Raw genomic sequence first — 22130 nt, 5'->3', positions numbered from 1 at the left:
AGAAGTGAAACGCAAACGCGCCGATGGTAGTGTGGGGTCTCCCCATGTGAGAGTAGGTCATCGCCAAGCGCCTAATTATCTCATTGAGATGTAACGAAGCCAGCTTAATAAGCTGGCTTTTTTGCGTCTGCAATTTACATGTTTTAGCGTTTTGAAACCGTTTCATTGTTTGAAATAACATTAAGCTGTGAAGTGGGAATGGTTTACTGGGCGCTTTTTTAATGAGCTTAAGTTTTACTCAGTTCTAATTTTACGAACTGAATAGAGCCGCCAGTTCATGTGTGGTACTAAGCTGGCGGTTTTAAATAGATAAACTGAAGCGCTATAGATCACTCTTTATTGATTTTGGCTTTGAAGCTGGCTTTGGTATTGTCGTTGGCTTGTTTGTACCAGTAATCAAGCATTTGACTGATTTCAGCTTGGCTAGGTGCGGTTGTAGATGTCACTGAAGTCGTTGGCTGAGCCTTGTCATTTACCGCTGCGGCAGCTGACGACATCACTGCTGGCGCGATCAAGTTCGTGGATGTGACTGCTGCTGTTTGGCGTATTTGTGGTTGGCTTGCCAATACTGGTGCAATGGCGTCGTTTGGTTGTGTTGTCGCGGTATTCATAGTGAGATTTAATGAAGCCGGATGATTGCTAAGGTTGTACTGCAGTATCTCGTGTTCGAAATCCCGTCCCAGTTGGATCCCATTCTTAATCAATTTATCGCTGGTAAAACTCACTGCTTCATCTTGAGTATTTGATAGTGTCAGCTTGGGTGACTCATCAAATTTCTTGGCATCTCTGGCTGAGTTGATGGCGGGAAGTGTCAGGGTAAGTGTTTGTGCTGACGCATCAAAACGGACGATGAGCACGTCGGATAGATAATGCACTGAGTCAGCTTGTTGCCGGTATTGCGCGGCATAACGGAAGGCAATTTGATTGATACCATCGGCTAAAACAAGGTTGCTACTCTTTACTGCTGGCTTGCCATTGACCGTTAACACTTCAGCATTTTTAGGCAGATTGAGATTAACATCGGCTGTTGCTGGCTGCACAGCGCCCAGTATTAACGCGGTGGCACATAAGATTGATTGATATTTCATAAGCTTTCTCTGTTGTTGCGAGGACGCCGCTAAATAATAAGGTAGATTTCTGACGACACAAAGCAGGTTTAACCTTTAGTGTGGAGCAAGATGAACTAAATGGCGACACACTGTTTATAGCGCGCAGATTAGCGTTAATTTAATCGATAGGGAATAAAAAAGGCTCACGAGGAGCCTTTTGAGGTGATATTTCGGGATTGAACGCTTATTTGGTTAGGTTGATGCTATAAACGGCGAAACCCAGTTCATCCTTGCTGATCTTTTTCATTTCACGTTGTTTATTGGCTTCGATAAAGGCCGCGGCTTTGTCACTGTCTTGGGTTTGGAAGCGAACGTCTAATGTGACGTTGGTCGTGATTGTTTTGAAATCCCAGTTGTAATCGGCACTTGGATTGACCATACCTTCGTACTTACCCGTGGTTTCGTTGTACTGAGATTGCGCTGTGATATAAGCCGCTAACGCCTCACGGTTGGTATCGGGCAGTTCGAGCACGACATGGTCGCTACCCGTACCGGCAAATTTACCACCAAAGGCGCGGTAGTTATTTGAGGCGACGATAAACTCTTTCGCGGCAAATTCTTCACCTGTGATGACTTTGCCGTTTTCGTCCTTATAGCTTAAATCAACGATACGGTTTGCGTTGGCATTAACGACGGCGCAATCGCGGTCAAACTTGTTCGGTTGAGTGACATCAATTTTGTAAGTTAAGCCGTCGAGTACGTCGAAGTTATAGGTTGGATGTCCATCCCAGTTGATTAACTCTTGTGGGGTGGTTTTTGCTGGGTCGATTTGATTGAACTGGTTGGCTGAGCACTCAAGCCAATCTTTCAATTCGGCGCCCGTCGCTTTGACTGCCACCATAGTATTGGGATACAGGTACAGATCTGCGGCGTTTTTAAAGGTCAATGGACCTTTATCGACTTGCACAAATTGATCGGCGTCGCTGGTTGTACCGTGGCGACCGCCCGCTTTAAAAGGTGCAGAGGCTGACAGCACTGGCAGCCCTTTTAATGCTGCAGGCAATTTCGCTTTCACGTTAGCGATTTGCGCATCGGAAACGATTTGTACCGTAGGGTCGTCCTGCACTAAGGTGAGGAAGCTATACATGTCCGCCGCGGCGACACCGATAGGTTCATCCACAAAGGCGAGGGTACCTTGGTGCTCGGCTGCGACAGCATCGTGAATAGCAGCATCCGCTTCAACTAATGGGGCTTTATTTGCGCCATCATAGATAGGGCGAGCTTGCGTTTTCGCACTAAGGACATGCCACTTGTCATCTCTACGTTCGAGTTTAAAGTCAACCACCCCTAAGTTATCGCCCCAACGACCTGGCATCACTGCGGGGACGCCGTTCAGTAGGCCTTTAGTGACATCGGTATTGGGCAAGTCAGCATACTTAGCATCAGGGAAGATAGAGTGGCTGTGGCCGAATAGAATCGCATCGATACCGTCAACATAAGTCAAAGCGTAAGTGGCGTTTTCAGCCATAGGATCGCCAGGATTTTCCGTCGAACCAATGCCAGAGTGTGGAATGGCGATAATGATATCGGCCCCTTTGGCTTTCATTTCTGGGACATATTTTTTCGCGGTGGTAACGATATCTTCAACCGTCACTTTACCCGTCAGATTTTGTTTATCCCACAATAGAATTTGTGGTGGCACAAAACCAATATAACCAATGTTAATGGTTTGATTATTGCCTTCGCTGTCGATAATAATTTTTTGTTTGATGATATAAGGGGTGAATAAATGCTCACCTTTTTTAACTTCTTTCCAGCAACCATTATCGTCGGCGCAATAAACGTTTGAGTTGATATAAGGGAAATCTGCACCACTAATGGATTTATTTAAGAAATCTAAACCATAGTTAAATTCATGATTACCGATATTGCCGACTTCATAATCTAATAGGTTCATGGCTTTATAGGCAGGGTGAACATCGCCCATTTGCAGGCCAACTTTGGCCATATAATCGCCCATAGGGCTACCTTGCAGCAGATCGCCGTTATCAACGAGGACGCTATTCTTAGCTTCGCTGCGTGCAGCGTGGATCAAGCTTGCAGTGCGGGCAAGACCGATAGTCGGATCGTCTTTACCACTGTAGTAGTTGAAATCCATGATATTTGTGTGCAGATCTGTGGTTTCGAGTACCCGTAAATCGGCTTGAACGACTTTGTCGTCATCAGAATTACAGGCGCTGACACCAAGGGCGGCAGTGATCATCACTGCGAGTATTTTCTTATTTAACATAGTTATCTCTATTTATATTTATTTGACCCCAACGCATGTTCCGTCAAGAGCATGCCCATCATCCCGTTAATTTGGCGTCATTTAACTGTTAGGTTAATTTGTCGCTAAGTTAACGAGCGGGAATTATAAAGACATTTGATGATCTGAATGTGACATTAATCGGAGAAAAGCTGTTTCAAATTGTGACCCAGAGTGCGTCTGCCTAAATAATGAGCCATTTGGCCTGTGTATTTGTTACATTGAGGTTTAAATAAGCACAGCAAAAAGTTTATTAAGAAGAATTAATATTTGTTATAGAAACGGTGTTTTATTTGCTTATGCTGCTTTCTATGTTGAGAATATTTGGCTTAAAAAATCCAATTGGATTGTTTTAAATAATTCTTTTTAAATTGAATTTTAGCTAATCCTCATCATTTCTGCTTGCAAGCGCTTAACACTGATTGCTGCGCCTTAGGTGTAGCTAAGCATTGGCATAGGCACATTCGGACTCGAAATACACATAAAGTGATACAAATTAGCGCCGCAGTGGCGGGGTAAAACTTGGCTGAAATGCGCGTAACTTGTTAAGGTAGTTCATCGAAATTAACGACCGTAGCAACAAGCGTTCGTTGACTCAGACTGTTTTAAACTGAAAGCCAAAATCCGTTAGCGCGCACCTTTCACCTTAAAAATACAAACGAAAGGGCAGCAACATCCAAGGGAGTTAATATGCGTAAGTCCGTTATAACTACAGCCGTGGCCGCGGCTTTGTTACTTGGCGCTTGTTCAGACAAGCCAGCCGCCAGTACCAATGAAGCCAAAAATGCCGTAGCGACTCAAACCGCTGCTAAAGCAGAAGCAACCAATGTGTTGCTGAGCAAGAGTCCACTGCAGGATCAAGCGCCACAATTTAACCTTATCCATACGGCAGATTATGCTCCTGCCTTCGAGCAAGGCATTAAAGCCCATGATGCTGAAATCGCTGCCATTGTGAATAACAAGCAAGCGGCCAGTTTTGACAACACCATTCTGGCGATGGAAACCTCGGGTGAATTATTAACGCGGGTGTCGCGGACCTTCTTTAATCTCGCCGGTCTGATTTCTGATGATGATTTCCAGAAAACCGAAGCAGATCTTGCACCTAAGCTATCTGCCCATCGCGATAATATTTATCTCGATCCGACGTTATTTGCCCGTGTTGAAGCGGTATATCAACAAAAAAGCAGCTTAAATGCGGAAGATCAGCGTCTAGTTGAATACTACTATGAGCAGTTTGTTCGCGCTGGCGCGAAATTGTCGGCTGAAGATAAAGCTAAAATGCGCGACTTTAACGCCGAGCTTGCAACCTTAGCGACGGACTTTTCACAAAACAGCTTAAAATCATTTAAAGATGATGTGATTGTTGTGACTGATAAAGCCCAGTTAGCCGGTTTATCTGACAGCGAAATCGCCACCTTAGCCGCAGCGGCCAAAGCTGCTGGAAAAGAGGGCTATTTGATTACCTTAGTGAACACGACTCGCCAGCCTGTGCTTTCTAGCCTGAGCAACCGTGAACTACGCCAAAAAGTGTGGGAAACCTCGGCGCACAGAGCTGTTGCAACCAATGGCCCATTGATTGTTAAAATGGCGCAAATTCGGGCTAAAAAAGCCAACTTATTGGGATTCGATACTTGGGCATCCTATGCGGTTGCGGATCAAATGGCGAAAACCCCAGCCGCTGTGTATGAAATCCTCGACGATTTAGCACCAAAAGCCTTAGCACGTGCCAAAGTGGAAGCGGCTGATATTCAAGCTGAAATCAAAAAGGCGGGCGGTGATTTCGAGCTTCAACCTTGGGATTGGGCTTATTACGCCGACAAAGTGCGTAAAGAGAAATACGATCTCGACGAAAGCAGCATCAAACCTTATTTCGAGTTTAATACTGTGCTGCAAGACGGGCTGTTTTTCGCGATGCATAAACTGTATGGCATCAGCTTAAAAGCGCGTACCGATTTACCCGTGTGGAATCCCGATGTCTTAGCCTTTGAAGTCTTTGATAAAGACAACAGCTCTATTGGCTTATTCTACCTTGACCCTTATGCCCGCGAAGGCAAAGGCGGCGGCGCGTGGATGGATGAGTTCGTCACTCAAAGCGGTCTGCTTGGCACTAAGCCCGTTGTTTATAACGCGCTGAATATTCCTAAGCCAGCCGATGGCCCAACGTTAATGACCTTCGATGAAGTGACCACTATGTTCCATGAAATGGGTCATGCGGTTCACGGTTTATTCTCGCAGGTGAAATACCCAAGCGTGGCTGGTACATCAACTGCACGTGACTTTGTTGAGTTCCCATCCCAGGTTAACGAAGATTGGAATATCGACCCAGCTGTGATTGCTAACTATGCCAAACACTACAAAACAGGTGAGCCAATTCCTAAGGCACTGCTCGATAAAATCTTAGCCTCAAATAAGTTTGGCCAAGGTTTTGATACCGTTGAGTATCTGTCAGCTGCCTTGTTAGATATGGAATGGCACTCTATCAGCGCCGATACTCAAATTAGCGATGTAGAGAAGTTTGAGCACCAAGTGTTAGCTAAACATGGCCTTGATTTTGCGCCAATTCCCCCGCGTTATAAATCGAGCTACTTCAGCCATGCCTTCTCCGGTGGTTATTCAGCTGGATATTACGCGTATTTGTGGACCGAAGTGTTTGCCGCCGATGCCTTTGCCTACATGGGCGAGCATGGTGGATTGAAAGCCGATAATGGTGACAAATTCCGTAAAGAAGTCTTATCTAAAGGTAACAGTGAAGATCTCATGCAAGATTACATTCACTTTACCGGTAAAAAACCGACAACAGATGCACTGTTAAAGCGCCGCGGTTTAGTCGACTAATCGATTCGTTGTAAAAAGGCCCAAAGGCTTGTTAGGGAAACCTAGCAAGCCTTTTTTATTGACGTCGGGGCGGATTTATTCATCATTTTTTCAAGACAGGAAGTTAGAGGGCGTGGAAATCTACCGATAACGCGCTAATCACAGTTTCAAAATAGTTTGTTGAAATGTTGGTGAAAGGCAGTCTTAAACTATTTTTTATTGATTAAATTGTTATGTTTGATTGTCGCTTATAAAGTTAGCAATAGTGTCCTCCTTACGTTGACTCTCTAATAGCCACTCAATCCTCCATTCTGTTAGGCGCTCACCCGTTTTATGAATGAATTTTCCAGCTTCAGGTTCATCAATCCATTCAAGCTGTTTAACAAGTACTAAAGGCGCTTCAGACCCGTCAGTTTCATTCGAAAATTCAAGAGCTTCACTATAAGTATGAAATGCGTAATAGTAGATTTCACCATCAAATTCATCTGGAGCACCTTGCCAAGGGCGACACCAAACACGATATTCTAGGACTTGATCATAGAAATAACCGCCGCCTGATTTTGTTTCCGCCGGATACTCTCCAATCCTATTCTCATCGATTGAATCAGGATACATAGACAATTCCTCAATGGAATATAACGTCATATGCAACAGCGGATAAGGTTTCCCCTGTCCATCAACGGGTGAGCGACCCGTTACTGAAAAACCAATATGCTGGTAAAAACCTAATGCTTGCTCATTCTGCTCATTAACATCAACTTTTGTGGCTCCCAGTTCATTAATGGCATGTGTCGCTAGCATGGAACCAATCCCTTTTCCGCGCGCGTCAGGTGAGATGAACAGCATTTCAATATTGCCATCATGTACCCCGCAGAATCCGAGTATTTCTCCATTGTCATTTTTAGCGCACTTTAAGTGAACGGCATCAAAATACTGTTCGAGGATCAGCGGCTTCAATTGTTGTAGATCTTCTTCTGCTAAAAAGTCATGGGTTGCTCTTACCGATGCTTCCCAAATATCGAGCAGACTAAGATGATCTGCTTTTTCTACCATCTCAATATTCATCATATAACTCTATTGAAGATTTAATGTCGCCTAAGCGGTGAATTAAAGTGGGTTAACATGTGAAGCGGAAACGTACCAACCTTTACGAATCCGCCTTTAAAAAGGATATGATTACGGACGAGATCCGTAGTAACTTTGTCGACAATTATGATAGAAAAGTTATGTTTTTCAAAATTTATCTGACATCGACACCTAATTGCTTATCGTCACCCATTATATTTTTTTGGTTATATTATGGCGTGTTGTTAATGTTTTCTAATGATAAATATACTTAAACTAATATTAGATAATAGAGCTTGTATTTACTGTGCTTACTTAAATATTCGTTTTGCTAAGCTTTGTCTAAACACGATTGGATCCTTGCGTAGAGTTTCGTAAAAGGCAAGGAAGGTTAGATATTTAGCAGACGACATTAACCAGTTCGCTAATAACGGAAAAATAACAAAGCAGAGAAAAATCCAGGTTTGTTTGTGTTCAAGTACTAATAAAAACAGTAAGTAACAAATGAGTTGAAAATAGACGTTTATTTTATTGATTTTAACTGCTCGAGGTCTACCTCGTATAATTAATACGTTTGGTATAACAATACTCAGGGTCATGATCACTATACTTGATGCGAAAAGGATACCAAACTCTTCGTGTGTTAATTTACCGAATAGCGTTTCAATCGTAAGGAAAAGTAAAGGGCCGATCGCTCCCGCGCCAAACATAAGGAACATGATGACTGCAATACCAACGACAAACACGCCGATAGATAAGTCATGTTTCTCAAAAAAATTATCTGACATAGACTCTGAATTCCTTATAGCTGACGATTGTTATATTGTAGATTTTTCCACCTGCACGCCTTACTGCTAAGGCTAAGGCTAAGGCTAAGGCTAAGGCTAAAGCTAAAGCTAAAGCTAAAGCTAAAGCTGGCAGCTACTGTATCTTTACATTCTCGTAATATTCATCGAATGGGATATTAGTGGCATAAAGGAATCATAGGGAATATTCATAGTCTATAAAAACCACTTCGGCACCAATTGTATTTGGGTCAGCATCCAGGGCTTTGAATATTCGAGTGGTATTGAGTTCGTTCTGTAATCGCAGTGTGAGAAGTTTTTCTTTATTTGCTTGAAATGGATAGCTTAGTAGGGCATTAGACATAATCATTTCCATTGATAATTTTAAAAATATCCTTATATGCGGCAACACAGTACTAAAATATTGAGCCAATTAATAGGTTATTGTAGAAGTTGCTGAATAAAATTATAAGAAAACGGGAGCCGAAGCTCCCGTTGTTTATCTTGCCTTTGGCAAATGATGATTGGTGATTGTTACTCGGCCAGTAATCCGCGGCTACGCAGTAGCGGCTCTATGCCGGCTTCTTTACCGCGGAAGTTTTTATACATCAGCATAGGATCATCGCTGCCACCTTTCGACAGGATATTATTACGGAAGGAATCCGCAGTGGCCTTGTCGAAAATGCCGTTTTCTTTAAAGGCTTCGAAAGCATCCGCGCCTAAAATATCCGACCACAGGTAGCTGTAGTAGCCTGCTGAATAACCGCCCGCGAAAATATGCGAGAAGTAAGTGCTGCGATAGCGTGGGCTAATTTCTTCAATCAGTCCCATTGCCGCTAACGAGTCTGCTTCAAACTTGGCCGCATCCTTTGGCGTGGTGTCGGTTAATGTGTGCCAATCTAAATCGAGCTTAGTGGCCGCCATGTATTCAACGGTGGCAAAGCCTTGGTTGAACTTGCTGGCCGCTTGGATTTTCTTTACTAGCTCTTGCGGGATCACTTCGCCGGTTTTGTAGTGCTTGGCAAATTGGGCTAACACTTCTGGCTGAGTCATCCAGTTTTCATTCACTTGCGATGGGAACTCAACGTAATCGCGAGGTACGGCGGTGCCACCCTGTGAGCGATATTCCACGTTTGATAACATGCCGTGTAGGGCGTGGCCAAATTCGTGGAATAGGGTGCTGGCTTCATCGAAGGTCAGCAGCGCTGGCTCATTGCCCGCTGGGCGAGGGTAGTTCAATACATTAACAATAATAGGTTTAGAATCAACGCCATTCATATGGTATTGCTTGCGGAAAGAGTTCATCCAAGCGCCGCCACGTTTGCTGTCGCGGGTGAAATAGTCACCCATAAAGATGGCCATCAGCTTGCCGTCTTTATCGTAAACTTCCCAAGTACGGACTTCGGCATTGTATTTGGGTAAGTCGGTACGCTCTTTAAATGTCAAACCGTACAAACGGTTAGCCGTGTAGAACACACCTTTTAGTGTACTGTCGAGGGAGAAATACGGGCGGGTTTGTTGCTCGTTAAAGCTGTACTTAGCGACACGAATTTTGTCGGCGTAGTAATCCCAGTCCCACGCTTGCAGCTTAAATTTGCCACCTTGCGCGTCGATCATGGCTTGCATATCAGCCACTTCGGTTTTGGCTTGGGCCAATGCCGCTGGCCATACTTTGTTGAGCAAGCCGTAAACGTTTTCTGGCGTTTTAGCCGTGCGTTCTTCTAACACGAAATCGGCATGGGTTTTATAGCCCATCAACTGAGCACGTTCAGCACGCAGGGCGGCAATCTTCGCGAGGATAATCTTGTTATCGTTGGCGTTATTGTTGTTACCGCGCTCGATATAGCCTTTATAGAGTTTTTCACGTAACTGGCGGTTATCAGCATAGGTTAAAAATGGCGTGATAGAAGGGCGAGAAGTGGTGAATACCCACTTGCCTTCATGGCCACGTTTTTTGGCGGTTTCAAAGGCGGTCGCAATCACATCTTCTGGTAAACCAGCGAGATCGGCTTTGCTATCAACCACTAATTCGAAGGCATTGGTTTCGGCTAATAGATTGTCACCAAAGGCTAAATTGAGTTTGCCGATCTCTTCGTTTAATGCGCGCAGTTTGGTTTTATCTTGTTCGCTTAAGTTAGCGCCGCCACGGGTGAAAGATTTATAGGTATCTTCCAACAATTTGGCTTGGGCAGTGCTGAGTTTTAGGCTGTCTTTCGCGTCGTGAACGGCTTTGACTTTTTGAAACAGTTTGTCATTGAGCAGGATATCGTCTTCGGCGGACGATAACATAGGCGACACTTCTTTAGAGAGTGCTTGCAATGCTGGCGTAGTATCGGCGCCTGTCAGGTTAAAGAAGACGTTAGAAACGCGTGTCACTAGATCGCCAGAAAATTCCATGGCTTCAATGGTATTGGCGAAGGTGGGTTTGGCTTTATTATCAACAATCGCTTGAATTTGTTCGTGTTGCTGAGCTACGCCCGCCTTAAAGGCTGGGAGGAAGTGCTCTGGCTTGATCTTATCGAAGGCCGGAATTTCCATAAACGTATCATAGGGTTTAAAGAATGGATTGGTCGCATTCTGACTGATAATCTGCGCTGACACGGCATTGGGCGCCGCGTTGGCTTGAACACTGGCTTCGGGTTGTTGTGTGCTACATGCGCCCAAAGTTAAGGCTAAAGCGATGGCACTTAGCGTGAGCTTAGCCGTGCGGGCTTGCGGTTTAAGGGTTAGTCCCTTCATTATTTGTTCCCCGTTAGGTCGATTATTGTTATGAGTGATTGTTTGATGATGGCCATGGATTTCAGCAAAAATTGAAGTCTACGCGCGGCTAAAACCATTAATTTATCTTAATGTGACTGTTTAACATGTATCGGACTAGGGGTTCCATCGATTTTGTGTTTAGTTTGTAACAAATGTTTTGTTTCAGGCTTTTAAGCAAAATAATATGGCAAACTGGCTGAGGCTGTTATCGCGTCTCGGTGCGCTTTCTTGGCAACATCATTGGTCAAGGCTGTAGTCGAAGATAATAGCCGCAAACACATCGCAGATGATTGGTATAAGCCACACCTTGCACTAAACCAGCTTAATCCATGTTTAACCGTCTCTTGCAGTACGGTCCTAAAACACGAATAACAATAATAGGATCTTCTATGTCTCAATCTGGTATTCAACATGCTCGTGTACGTCGAGCGCTATCCTTGGCATTACTGACTGCGTCCAGCTGGGTTATGCCGCAGTGTATTGCAGCGCCAGCAACAACAGCGGCTCACACAAACGTTCCTCAGTTAAGCCCAAATGCGCTAAAGGCCGCCGATTATGCGGTCGCAAAATACGATGCGGCTATGGTGCAGAGTTTGACTCAGTTGGTGAGTTTTAATACCCAAGCGGTTGAAGGGCAAACGCCAGATACCAATCCCGCCTTTGTGGGCTTCAAGTCGAGTTTAAAGCAACTCAGTCAGGATCTCGGGTTAGATTATGCCGATCATGGCTATGTGGTGTTGATTGGCCTAGATGCCAATTCGGCTGTAAACAATGAATCTAAAAAGTTAGGCATAGTCACCCACGGCGATGTGCAACCAGCTAATCCTGCCTTGTGGGCGCAGAGCCCTTATCTGCTTGATACTCAATCGGAACCGGACAAACTGATTGGCCGCGGCACAGAGGACGACAAGGGTGCCATCGTTACCGCCATGTATGCGATGAAGGCGATTAAAGATAAACACATTAAGCGAGATAGACGCATTGAACTCTTGGTTTATCTTGCTGAAGAGTCCGACTGGGAACCACTGAAAACCTTTTTAGCCAGCTACACGCCAGCGGACATGAACATTACTATTGATGCCGAATACCCAGTGGTCACCGCCGAGAAAGGCTGGAGCAAGATTACCTTTACTGTACCCAATATTACGATCTCCAATATAGAAGCTAAAGCAGAGGCTTCAACTCAAGCGCCCACGTTAACGGCTTTCTCTGGCGGCTATTTTGCCAGCCAAGTACCGCAGCAGGCCGAGGCGGAAATTGAGGCGGTTTCACCTGCATTACTGACAAAGTTACAGACCAGAGCCGCCGCGCAGCAGGGGATGAAATACCGTTTTGAAAACCATTGTGTCGATAAGCAGTGTAACTTGCATATTTTTGCCGACGGTAAAGCCGCCCATTCATCCACCCCTGAGAATGGGGTGAATGCCGTGACCCATTTGGCGGCATTATTAAGTCCCGAGTTGAATGATAAACCTTGGACGCAAACCAGCGCCTCCTTAACCGTTGCCGCCATGAACGAGCTGGTGGGTTTAGGCATTTACGCCGAGCAGTTTGGTGACTTAGCTTATAAAGATGATTTTATGGGACCGCTGACCTTAGCTCCGACTGTGGTGGTGCAAACGCAGAAGGGCACTGAGGTGACCATTAACTTGCGCCGTCCTGTCGGCAAAACACCAGAGTTACTCGCTAAACAAGCCCGTGAAGCCTTAGCCTTGTGGCAGGATAAACATCAAGTGCAGCTTGCTGATATCGAAAGTTATTGGGGCGAGCCTATGGTGATGAAAGATGCGCCGCAGCAACAAACTCTACTTGATGTTTTTGCCCACTTCACTGGCATAGTCGACCCTAAACCCGTTGCAATCGGCGGCTCAACCAACAGTAAATTATTCCCCAATGCTTTAAGTTTTGGCCCAGCCATGCCGGGCGTGGAATACACAGGCCATACTGAAAAAGAGTTCATCACCCATAAGCAATTTATGCTGAACCTAAAAATGTACACCGCAGCATTTATCGAGCTATCGGCGGTGAAATAGTGCTCTCTACCATTACAAACTTCGTTTGAATTCTTTAATCACAATCAAAGTCGTGGGGCTTCACCCCCCTGATGTTTAATTAAGAGTCGACCAAGGAGGACTGCTCGTCCTATCCTCCTTGGATGCTCCAAGACGCCCCCAGCGGAGTTGAAAGCCCCTTGTGCTCATTGACAAATTTGCTATCGCTTCCGAAGGATGCGTCCCTGCACCTGCGAAAGCTAGTCGGTCATCCATGACCGAACTCACGCAATTTGTCTATTCGCCCTGCGGCAACTCCGAGGGGAGGTGTATTCCTTGGAGTTTTAAGTCGTTAGATAGCGATTCATCAGCAAAAAATAAGTGCTAAAAATGAGAAAGCTAAAACGATATCAAGTGATTACCCATCAAACTGTATAAAAAACCGCTACCGCAAAAAAGCAAATTCCTATAGCATCATTCATACCCATTTACACGGATGTGGCAGCGGCCAAGTCCAACAAGCGATTTATACCCTGCAAACAGCGCAGCGCATAAATACTAAGACGTTATGCGCTTTATCTGCTGAAGCTACGTTATATGATAAATTGGAGTTGATATGGTAGAAAAACATTGGTTAGACTTTGTCACCGCATTTGGAAGTATTGCGACCCCGATAATTGTATTGATAATTTCAACTCTCGGCTGGAAAGCTAAAAATAACATTGAAAGAAAGATAGATCTCGAAAACAAACTTAGAGATGATCGAATTGAAATATATAATAAAATACTAGAGCCATTTATTATTTTACTTATGTCTGACGCTGCGTGGAAATCTGATAAAAATAACAAAGGGAAAGATAAAAACGCCCTTGCTACTAGCGCTATGCTAACGCTTGAATACCGACGCCATGGCTTTAAACTTGCCTTAATGGCAAATGATTCTGTTGTTAAAGCTTATAACGACCTAATGCAATATCTCTATAACATGGAAGAAGAACACAAATCAGGAAATACTGATTTTCTCAAAGACATGATGCAACTATTGGGTAACTTTCTTATAGAAATTCGTAAGAGTATGGGAAATGAAGCCACTGAATTAGATGTTTGGGATATGTGTGAATGGTGGATGTCAGATACACGGAAAGTTAAAAATGGCACGTACAGCGCATAACAAGTCGTTGCACGCGGACTCTATACAGTTGTCGCGTTTTTTGCGGCAAAAACAGCACCAACTTACTCGCCGGTGAACGAGGCGTTACCCATAGAAATCTTAATCCGAAACTGACGAGTTAAAATTAAGTCTTTAACTCGGAAATGTCCAAAAGCGTGCTGGGTATCTCCTTTATACAGACAGGTTACACTAGTGCCAAAAAGGTGTGCCATGGTGATTAGCGAGACGACCGTCCGCCCCATGGACGGGGCGGTCGAGCATCCACGGACGGACTGGCTGCGTGTCGGAGAGTGAATGCCATGGCAAGCCTATATGATTGGATACCAGCCAACGCTACGATCCCAACGACTGAAATAACAGGTCACCCAGTACAGTTTGCCTAAACTATTAGGTCTAAAAGTCAGCTATGTTCAGTACGATTACTTGTTGCCACACAATAAAAAGCCCTGCTTATACAGTGATGTATAGCTGGGCTTTTTTAATCGAGAGTTTGCATTCACTGAGCGGAAGGACACGCTTTACTCAGGGTTTATGACCTAGTTCGAATAGGTCATAAATCCTTTATTTCATTCACCTATTTCTCTTACTTATCCCTCACTCATCTCTTTACACTCATCTCTTTACATTCATCTCTTTCACTAACATTGGCATCATGGAGATGCTAGTAGCCGATGGCTTCGCTACCTGAGTGGCGTGGATCAGACGCGCCAAAAATCCCTTGTTCGGTCACCATGATTGATTGTGTACTTCCCATAGCGGACTGTACTTTCACTTTGTGGCCTTTGGCTTCGAGCAGGGAAATGGTATCGCGGTTTAAGCTGGATTCAACTCGCAGTTCATCGGGCAGCCATTGATGGTGCACCCGCGCTGCATTACTGGCTTCGGCGATGTTTAATCCATGGTCGATCACATTCATGATGATCTGCAGTGTGGTGGTGATAATGCGTGAACCGCCTGGGCTGCCAGTGACGAGGAAGGGCTTGCCATCTTTCATCACAATAGTGGGGCTCATGGAGCTCAATGGGCGCTTATTGCCTTCGACCGCATTGGCATCACCGCCAACTAAACCGTAACCGTTTGGCACGCCGGGTTTGGCCGAGAAATCATCCATCTCGTTATTGAGCAAAATGCCAGTTCCTTTGGCCACTAAACCTGAGCCGTAGCTGAAGTTTAAGGTGTAAGTGTTTGAAACCGCATTGCCCCATTTATCCACTACCGAGAAGTGAGTGGTTTGGTCGCTCTCATAGGGCGCGAGTTTACCTGGCTTGATTTCGGCGCTTGGCGTTGTCTTATTCATCGCGATTTGGCTGGCGATTTTTTGGGCGTAGTCCTTACTGGTTAAGGCTTTGACGGGCACCTTATAAAAGTCGGGGTCGCCTAAGTATTCGCTGCGATCGCTATAGGCATGCTTCATGGTTTCTGCCATCAGATGAATCGTCTGCGCCGTATTGTGGCCGAGTTTATCAATCGGGAATTGTTGCAACACATTAAGCATTTCTATGATGTGCACGCCGCCCGATGATGGCGGTGGCATAGACACTACCTCGTAGCCACGGTATTCGCCGCGCACGGGTTCGCGTTCCACAACCTTATAATTTTTAAGGTCGTCTAAGGTCATAATACCGCCAGCGTCCTTCACCGCATTGATGAGCTTAGTGGCGGTTTCACCTTCGTAGAATCCTTTGGTGCCTTTTTCAGCGATCAGACTTAATGAATGGGCAAGCTCAGGTTGTTTAAGAATATCATCAACTTGATAATCGCTGCCGTCGGCTTTGTAGAAGATAGCGGCTGTGGTTGGCCATTGGGTCATGCGGCGTTTTAGGCCTGCAAGAGATTCGGCAAGATCTGGCGTGACGCTAATGCCTTCCTGCGCCATTTTAATTGCGGGCGCGGCGACTTGGGCGAGTGTCATAGTGCCATATTTTTCAAGTGCTAAGCTCATGCCCATCACGGTACCTGGGACACCCACAGCAAGGCCGTGTTCGCGGCTCAGCTTTTCCACTGCGTCGCCATTCTCATCGAGGAAAATGTCTTTTTTGGCTTTAGATGGCGCCATCTCACGGTAATCTATTGCTATAGTTTTGTTTTCTTTAGCAATATGCACCAGCATAAAACCGCCGCCACCGATATTGCCGGCACGCGGTAAAGTGACTGCCAAACTGAAGGCCACGGCCACGGCCGCATCAACGGCATTGCCGCCTTGTTTTAGGATCTCAACGCCAGTGCGACTGGCGAGTGTTTCTTGGCTGGCAACCATGCCATGCTTGGCCCACACAGGTTGTGCTGTAGCCATCTGGCTGAAAATTGACGATTCTTCGGCAAGCAGACTGGGTGATGATAGTAGGGGAAGTGCCATGGCAATGGCGAGAATAAGAGGTCTAAAAGGTCTTGTTGGACGCATACTCAATCCTGAATTTATTTTCATTATGGCTATGCAATGTGCCGAGAATTAGGCTTAATTGCAACCTTGTATATTAGTTAAGATCCGTAAAGGACGAGAATTTACCCAATGAGACAGCTTATCTTGGCCTTTGCGAGCTCAATGTCGGACATATCGGCCAGTGCGTGGAATGCCGTTATGGGGGAGGCGAATCCCTTCTGTCGCCATGAGTTTCTGTTGGCGCTTGAGCAGAGCCATTCGGCCTGCGCTGCAACGGGTTGGACGCCGCGGCATTTATGCGTGTTTGATGTGGGTGACACATTAAGTGATGTCGCAAGAGTGGATAAAAGCTTGTCGCCTTTGGCTGCAGGGGCGCTGATAAGCCGGCAAGCGGCTAAGCACTTCAATCCATTATCGCTGGTGGCGGTGATGCCCTTGTATCAAAAGTCTCACTCCTACGGCGAGTATGTGTTCGATTGGGCGTGGGCCGAAGCCTATGATCGCCATGGACTCGATTATTATCCTAAATGGGTGAATGCGATTCCTTTTACCCCAGTGCAAGGGCGAAGGATGGGCATTCATCCTGCATTCGATAGCGTTGAGCAACTGCGCGTGGCGCAATTACTGCTGCTGACATTGAATCGCCGGCTAACATCAGAGCTGTTTGCGTCAGAGCCCTGTGCGTTAGATAAAGGTGATTCGTTTTTTGATGAGTCAGAGCTTAATCAACCCGTTGTCGATCAGTCCGTTGTTGATGAGCCCGTAGCTGATAAATCTGATCTTGATGGGTCAATGCAAAGCGTTAAAGAGCAAGGCGACAGCCCAATTTCTTCATGGCATAGCTTATTTGTTACCCCAAGCCAAACACCGTTATTTGAAGGCTCGCCCAATCCGCTGTTAAAACGCTTAGGGACTCAGTTCCATTGGCATAATCGCGGTTATCGTGACTTTGATGATTTTCTGGCGGGTTTTAGTTCGCGCAAACGTAAGAATATCTTGAAGGAGCGGGCGCAGTTACAGCCTTTTAATCTTAAGTTTCACTTTGTCGAAGGTGAACATATTACTGCTTCGCAATGGCAGACGTTTATTCAGTGTTATCAATTAACTTACCTTAAACGCTCCGGTCATCGCGGCTATTTAACGCCAACTTTTTTTCAGCAGTTGGGGGCACAACTCGCTGCGCAAGTCCTACTGTTAGTGGTTGAGGATACCAAGGGCGACATGATAGCAGGCGCCTTGTATCTTAAAGGCGAGAATGCCTTAGGGCAGAAATGCTTATATGGCCGTTATTGGGGCACCACGGTTGAGCTCGACGGCTTGCATTTTGAGGCCTGTTATTACCAAGGGATTCAATACTGTATTGAACATGGGTTCCAGATGTTTGATGCGGGCGCACAGGGCGAGCATAAGGTGCTGCGCGGCTTTGAACCTGTTGAAATGTATTCCTACCATAATATCGCCCACTTAGGATTTAGGGCGGCGATTGCCGATTTTGTTGAGCAAGAAGCACAGCAAATGCAGCAATATATGGCGCAGATGCGAGCTGTTTTGCCCTACAAAAAAGAGCCCGAATAAAGACCGAGTTAACGTGACATTATTGGGCTCTCATTTATGTCGTGCTTGTTCAACCTATGTAGTACAACCTAAGCAGTTCTATCTAAGCTGTTAATTCAAGCGGTTAGCTATGAATGTTAGCTCATGGCTAACCACACGCCCACGCCTATCATCAGGCTGCCTGCAATGCGGTTTAACCAGCGAATATTATCGCCGCGGCTTAGGAAAATACGCAGGCTTTTACCGCCGCTGGCGTAGGCGAGCATAGAGGTAAACTCGGTCACCATGATAATGCTCAGCAGTGCGAGCAGCTGCGGCGCAACTTCGCGCTCGGCATTGATAAAAGGTGGCAGCAGCGACACCATAAATGCCCAACCTTTAGGATTGGCAATGGCGGTAATAAAGCCTTGGGATATCAAGGTTAAATTGCTGGCTCTGGGGTTAGTGTCGTCATCGCTTAACATCGCCATCTTACCGCGGGCGCGCCACATTTGTACGCCGATAAAGCCTAAATAAATCCCGCCAACCCATTTAAAGATTTGAAAGACTTCGGGATAGTTGAGCATGATACTGGCAACGCCCATCACGGCGGCTGTCGCCACTAACGCCACCCCTACCAGTTCACCCAGCATCATCCACAGGGTGCGGCGCACACCTATGCTCATGCCCAGTGTCATGGCGAGCGTCATGCACATGCCCGGGGTGATAGAAACAAAGAAGAAGGTCGGGATAAACACTGCGAGTAAGGCAAAATCTGGCATGGTTTGGTCTGTCTTGGGTGAAGATGGGAAGGGCGATAGTGTAATGAAAACCGCGGGTTTAGCCAATCTGCGTCCCGTTTTTTTCGATGCGTAACTGTAACTTAGTATGTAAACAACTCGGCTTTTTTGGGATGTTTACTCTGTTATCACCACAAGATCTCGCTATTTATCTATCGAGTTTACCCAGCTGATCCCCATCTTTGCGGTACAGACTGCGCCGTATTAGCGATAGATGAGAGATTAACATTGTTATATTTTCTGTTTGTCACTTTTGTTACTTTTATTAATTTAGTCACTTGAGCTTGAATGCTGAGGTTTGGTAGGGTGACAGCATGAGATTAACTGCAGGGGATGCATTATGGTTGAGAGTGAAGGGATTGAAATAAAACAGACTGAGAAACAAAAAATGTTGGCGGGTCAGCCCTATAAGGCATGGGATGATGAGCTATTAGCTGAGCGGATGAGGGCGAAATCCGTTTGCCATCAGTTTAATCTGGCCGAACCGACTCAGCTTGATGCGCGTATGGATCACCTTCGTGGCCTGCTCGATATTCAACACTGCGCCCATATTGAGCCCAACTTCTTTTGTGACTATGGTTATAACATCCATATTGGTAAGCAATTTTACGCTAATCATAATCTAACCATATTAGATGTTTGCTCTGTCTCGATTGGCGATAACGTGATGTTTGGTCCCCATGTGATGATTTCTACCGCAACGCATCCTATCGATCCCATTGCGCGGCAAACGACGGAATACGGCGCGCCAATTCAAATTGGTAATAATGTCTGGCTTGGCGGTAACGTCTCTGTGTTGCCCGGTGTGACCATTGGCGATAATTGTGTCATCGGTGCTGGCAGCGTAGTGAATAAGAGCATTCCGGCGAACTGTGTGGCGGCTGGCAACCCTTGTAAGGTTATCAAACCCATCAATGCGGCATAACGCAGGAAAGTCGATGCCGTGTGATTGGCGTCAATGCTGATGCTGATTTAGATGACGATTTAGATAGTCGTAGAAACAAAAAACGGTACACAGTGCGTACCGTTTTTTATGGGGGATAAAAACTTACAGTACGCCGCGGCGCATTTGATCCCGTTCAATCGATTCAAACAGGGCAGTAAAGTTGCCTTCACCAAAACCTAAGTTATTTTTGCGTTGGATGATTTCGATAAAAATCGGTCCGAACAGGTTTTTAGTGAAAATTTGCAGTAAATAACCGGATTCATCGCCATCCACCAAAATTTGGTGATGTTTGATGCGCTCACGATTCTCAGTCACCTGCGGCAACTTCTCAAATATGGTGTCGTAGTATTCAGGGATAATGTCTAGGCATTGGATTGAACTGCCTTCCATCGCATCCAGAGATTTAACGATATCGCGACTTCTAAAGGCTAAATGCTGCACACCTGGGCCATTATATTCCTTCAGGTATTCATCGATTTGGTTTTTATCGCTGCCTTTACCTTCGTTAATCGGGATACAGAAGCTGCCATCGGGCGAACGCAGGGCGTAGGACACTAGCGCGGTTTGTACGCCGCTGATGTCAAAGTAGCGCACTTCAGTAAAACCAAAAATGTTTTTATAGAAGTTAGCCCAATGTTCCATTGTGCCTTTGTAAACGTTGTTGGTTAAGTGATCGACTTCGATAAAGCCTTTTTCTTGGGTGATCACTTGCTCGTCTAAGTCTTCAAAATCAGCGGCATAGATATTGTTATCTGCCCCGAAGGTGTCGATGAAATAAATCAAGCTGTCGCCAATGCCGTAAATCGCAGGATAAGGCAGATCTTTATTGGCATCATCGGCGGGTTTTGCACCACGTTCAACGGCAACGCGATAGGCAAAGCCAGCATCTTCTACCCGCCAGCCCATAGAACAAATGGCTGGGCCGTGGGATTTAGCAAACTTAGCAGAGAAACCTTCGCGCTCAGTGTTGAGCAGAAAATTAATGTCATTCTGTTTGTAGTACAGAATGTCTTTATTCTTGGCTTTTTTCAGCAGTGAAAAACCAAAGTCAATAAAGACTTTGTGCATAAAATCAGTATCAGGGCTGGCGAATTCAGTGAATTCGATACCTAATAAGCCCAGTGGATTTAGTTCGCTTGCCATGATGTTTTCCTCATTATTTTAGTTCAACCGCCGACACTCTTTATCCCTTTAATTACGTTGGGATACGCAACCGTTTCGGTGCGCTGGTGGCTTAGGGCTAGTCTTCTAGCCAAGAGCGGTTGTAGTCTTTGCTCATGCAATTTTGTACATGTTCGGTTAATTTAAGTGGGGCGAAGGTGTCCACCATCACTGCGTATTCATAGGTTTCTTTCTTGCCAATCGAGGCTTCAGTGCGGCCCGGTTGTGGGCCGTGGGCCACACCTTTTTGATGTAAGGTCATGTAACCCGCTTCAATGCCCGTGCGGCTCATAAAGTCGCCATCGACGTAATACAAAACTTCGTCGCTATCGATGTTGTTGTGGTAATAAGGCGCAGGAATCGATTTCGGGTGGAAATCGTAAGGGCGCGGCACGAAGTTACAAATCACAAAGTTATGGGCAGTAAAGACCAAGTGATCAGAAGGCGGCAGATGGATTTTGCCCACCTTTGGCGCGTATTCAGTAATGTTGAATGCCCAAGGGTAAACACAGCCATCCCAACCCACTAAATCAAAGGGATGCCATTCAAGTGTGGTGAGTTGGTACTTATCGCCAAACTTACACACTAAGGGGAAGGCGCCGCGCTCAACCACTGCATCTTGCAATGTGGGCACGCGCAAATCGCGCTCGCAGTAAGGTGCCGATTCTAATAGCTGACCATACTCGTTACGGAAATGCTTAGGCACTTCCACCATAGAGAATGACTCGATAACGAAAAGTCGCACATTGCTGTAATCGTTGAATTTAAGTTGATAAGTCGTGCCGCGTGGGATCACGAGATAGTCCCACTTTTGGACCTTAATCGCGCCGTACTCGCTGTAGAGTGTGCCTTCACCTTCGTGGACAAAAACCACCTCATCGGCATAGGCGTTACGGTAAAACTCGTCGGTATCGGCGGTGACTTTGGCGGTATACAGTGCTAAGTCATTGTTATAAAAAATCTTGTTACGGGCGCTGAAAAAATTACCTTCACGGTCGGCATCGCGGGAATCGAGTTTATAGTTTTGGACCAGCGAGTCTTCCCAATTGGCACCGTGGCCTAGGCTGTAAGGTGCTACTTCCAACGCTTTGGTTGGCATGTTGTGGTGATATTTATTGGAATAAATATTGGAAAAACCATGGGTTGAGAACAACTCTTCACGGTAAAGCTCGCCGTTTTCCTTTTCAAATGCGATATGGCGCTTATGGGGGATCTGGCCTTGTTTCACATAAAATGGCATGGTTATTCCTTCAATATTGCGTTGCAGGATTACCTACATCGCTGGTCGTTATGCTGCAAGTTGCATTAGTGTGATCTTGTTATCAATTTAGTTGCTTGAATGAACAAAAAAAAGAATAATAAATCCG

At 45.6% G+C, this 22130-nt stretch carries 14 protein-coding genes and 1 pseudogene; 5 read left to right on the top strand and 10 right to left on the bottom strand.

Translation table 11 applies throughout. From position 1 onward, the window contains the following. Positions 1–329 precede the first annotated feature (329 nt). Both BM607_RS07820 and BM607_RS07815 read right to left on the bottom strand, forming a co-directional pair. Positions 330–1088: a DUF2057 domain-containing protein gene (locus tag BM607_RS07820; protein ID WP_012587394.1), complete on the bottom strand. Its 759-nt coding sequence runs from the start codon at positions 1086–1088 to the stop codon at positions 330–332. 205 nt (positions 1089–1293) lie between these two features. Further along, positions 1294–3339: a bifunctional 2',3'-cyclic-nucleotide 2'-phosphodiesterase/3'-nucleotidase gene (locus BM607_RS07815; protein ID WP_012587395.1), complete on the bottom strand. Its 2046-nt coding sequence runs from the start codon at positions 3337–3339 to the stop codon at positions 1294–1296. A gap of 708 nt (positions 3340–4047) precedes the next feature. Here BM607_RS07815 and BM607_RS07810 point away from each other — a divergent pair. Next, positions 4048–6192, top strand: a complete 2145-nt coding sequence (locus tag BM607_RS07810) for a M3 family metallopeptidase (RefSeq protein ID WP_071939297.1) — start codon at positions 4048–4050, stop codon at positions 6190–6192. A 210-nt stretch (positions 6193–6402) separates the two neighbouring features. Here BM607_RS07810 and BM607_RS22290 read toward each other — a convergent pair whose 3' ends face one another. From BM607_RS22290 to BM607_RS07790, 4 genes and pseudogenes are all read right to left on the bottom strand, one after another. Further along, positions 6403–6786 carry a GCN5 family acetyltransferase gene (locus BM607_RS22290; RefSeq protein ID WP_071939502.1) on the bottom strand — a complete coding sequence of 128 codons (384 nt, stop codon included), beginning with the start codon at positions 6784–6786 and terminating at the stop codon, positions 6403–6405. A gap of 3 nt (positions 6787–6789) precedes the next feature. Beyond that, positions 6790–7236 (bottom strand): annotated as a pseudogene (locus BM607_RS22110) (acetyltransferase); the annotation flags it as partial. A 311-nt stretch (positions 7237–7547) separates the two neighbouring features. Continuing rightward, entirely contained in the window at positions 7548–8024 is a 477-nt protein-coding gene (locus tag BM607_RS07800) for a hypothetical protein (protein ID WP_012587399.1), read from the bottom strand. Positions 8025–8555: 531 nt separating this feature from the next. Beyond that, on the bottom strand, positions 8556–10760 hold the full coding sequence (locus BM607_RS07790) for a M3 family metallopeptidase (protein WP_071939299.1): 2205 nt from the start codon (positions 10758–10760) through the stop codon (positions 8556–8558). A 410-nt stretch (positions 10761–11170) separates the two neighbouring features. On the opposite strand from BM607_RS07790, the gene BM607_RS07785 reads away from it, so the two are divergent. Together BM607_RS07785 and BM607_RS07775 are read left to right on the top strand one after the other, a co-directional pair. Beyond that, positions 11171–12814 (top strand): dipeptidase, encoded by a 1644-nt coding sequence (locus tag BM607_RS07785; RefSeq protein ID WP_071939300.1) that lies wholly within the window; start codon positions 11171–11173, stop codon positions 12812–12814. A gap of 574 nt (positions 12815–13388) precedes the next feature. Beyond that, the gene (locus BM607_RS07775; RefSeq protein ID WP_014615334.1) at positions 13389–13943 is read left to right on the top strand and encodes a hypothetical protein; all 555 of its coding nucleotides are present in this window, start codon (positions 13389–13391) and stop codon (positions 13941–13943) included. 661 nt (positions 13944–14604) lie between these two features. Here BM607_RS07775 and ggt read toward each other — a convergent pair. Next, positions 14605–16344: a gamma-glutamyltransferase gene (gene ggt / locus BM607_RS07770; protein ID WP_006086156.1), complete on the bottom strand. Its 1740-nt coding sequence runs from the start codon at positions 16342–16344 to the stop codon at positions 14605–14607. A 108-nt stretch (positions 16345–16452) separates the two neighbouring features. On the opposite strand from ggt, the gene BM607_RS07765 reads away from it, so the two are divergent. Further along, positions 16453–17898 carry a GNAT family N-acetyltransferase gene (locus BM607_RS07765; RefSeq protein ID WP_071939301.1) on the top strand — a complete coding sequence of 482 codons (1446 nt, stop codon included), beginning with the start codon at positions 16453–16455 and terminating at the stop codon, positions 17896–17898. A 116-nt stretch (positions 17899–18014) separates the two neighbouring features. On the opposite strand, the gene BM607_RS07760 is transcribed toward BM607_RS07765, so the two are convergent. Next, positions 18015–18638, bottom strand: coding sequence for a LysE family translocator (locus tag BM607_RS07760; RefSeq protein WP_071939302.1), 624 nt, complete (start codon positions 18636–18638; stop codon positions 18015–18017). A gap of 358 nt (positions 18639–18996) precedes the next feature. On the opposite strand from BM607_RS07760, the gene BM607_RS07755 reads away from it, so the two are divergent. Continuing rightward, positions 18997–19581, top strand: a complete 585-nt coding sequence (locus BM607_RS07755; RefSeq protein WP_071939303.1) for a sugar O-acetyltransferase — start codon at positions 18997–18999, stop codon at positions 19579–19581. Between the two features lie 123 nt (positions 19582–19704). On the opposite strand, the gene hppD is transcribed toward BM607_RS07755, so the two are convergent. Next, positions 19705–20745 carry a 4-hydroxyphenylpyruvate dioxygenase gene (gene hppD / locus BM607_RS07750; protein WP_011847092.1) on the bottom strand — a complete coding sequence of 347 codons (1041 nt, stop codon included), beginning with the start codon at positions 20743–20745 and terminating at the stop codon, positions 19705–19707. Positions 20746–20842: 97 nt separating this feature from the next. Continuing rightward, the gene (locus BM607_RS07745; protein WP_071939304.1) at positions 20843–22003 is read right to left on the bottom strand and encodes a homogentisate 1,2-dioxygenase; all 1161 of its coding nucleotides are present in this window, start codon (positions 22001–22003) and stop codon (positions 20843–20845) included. Positions 22004–22130: the final 127 nt, after the last annotated feature.

It is taken from the genome of Shewanella sp. SACH (genome assembly GCF_001887095.2).
Classification (GTDB): Bacteria; Pseudomonadota; Gammaproteobacteria; order Enterobacterales; family Shewanellaceae; genus Shewanella; species Shewanella baltica.
This window is presented reverse-complemented; position numbering and strand designations above follow the sequence as displayed.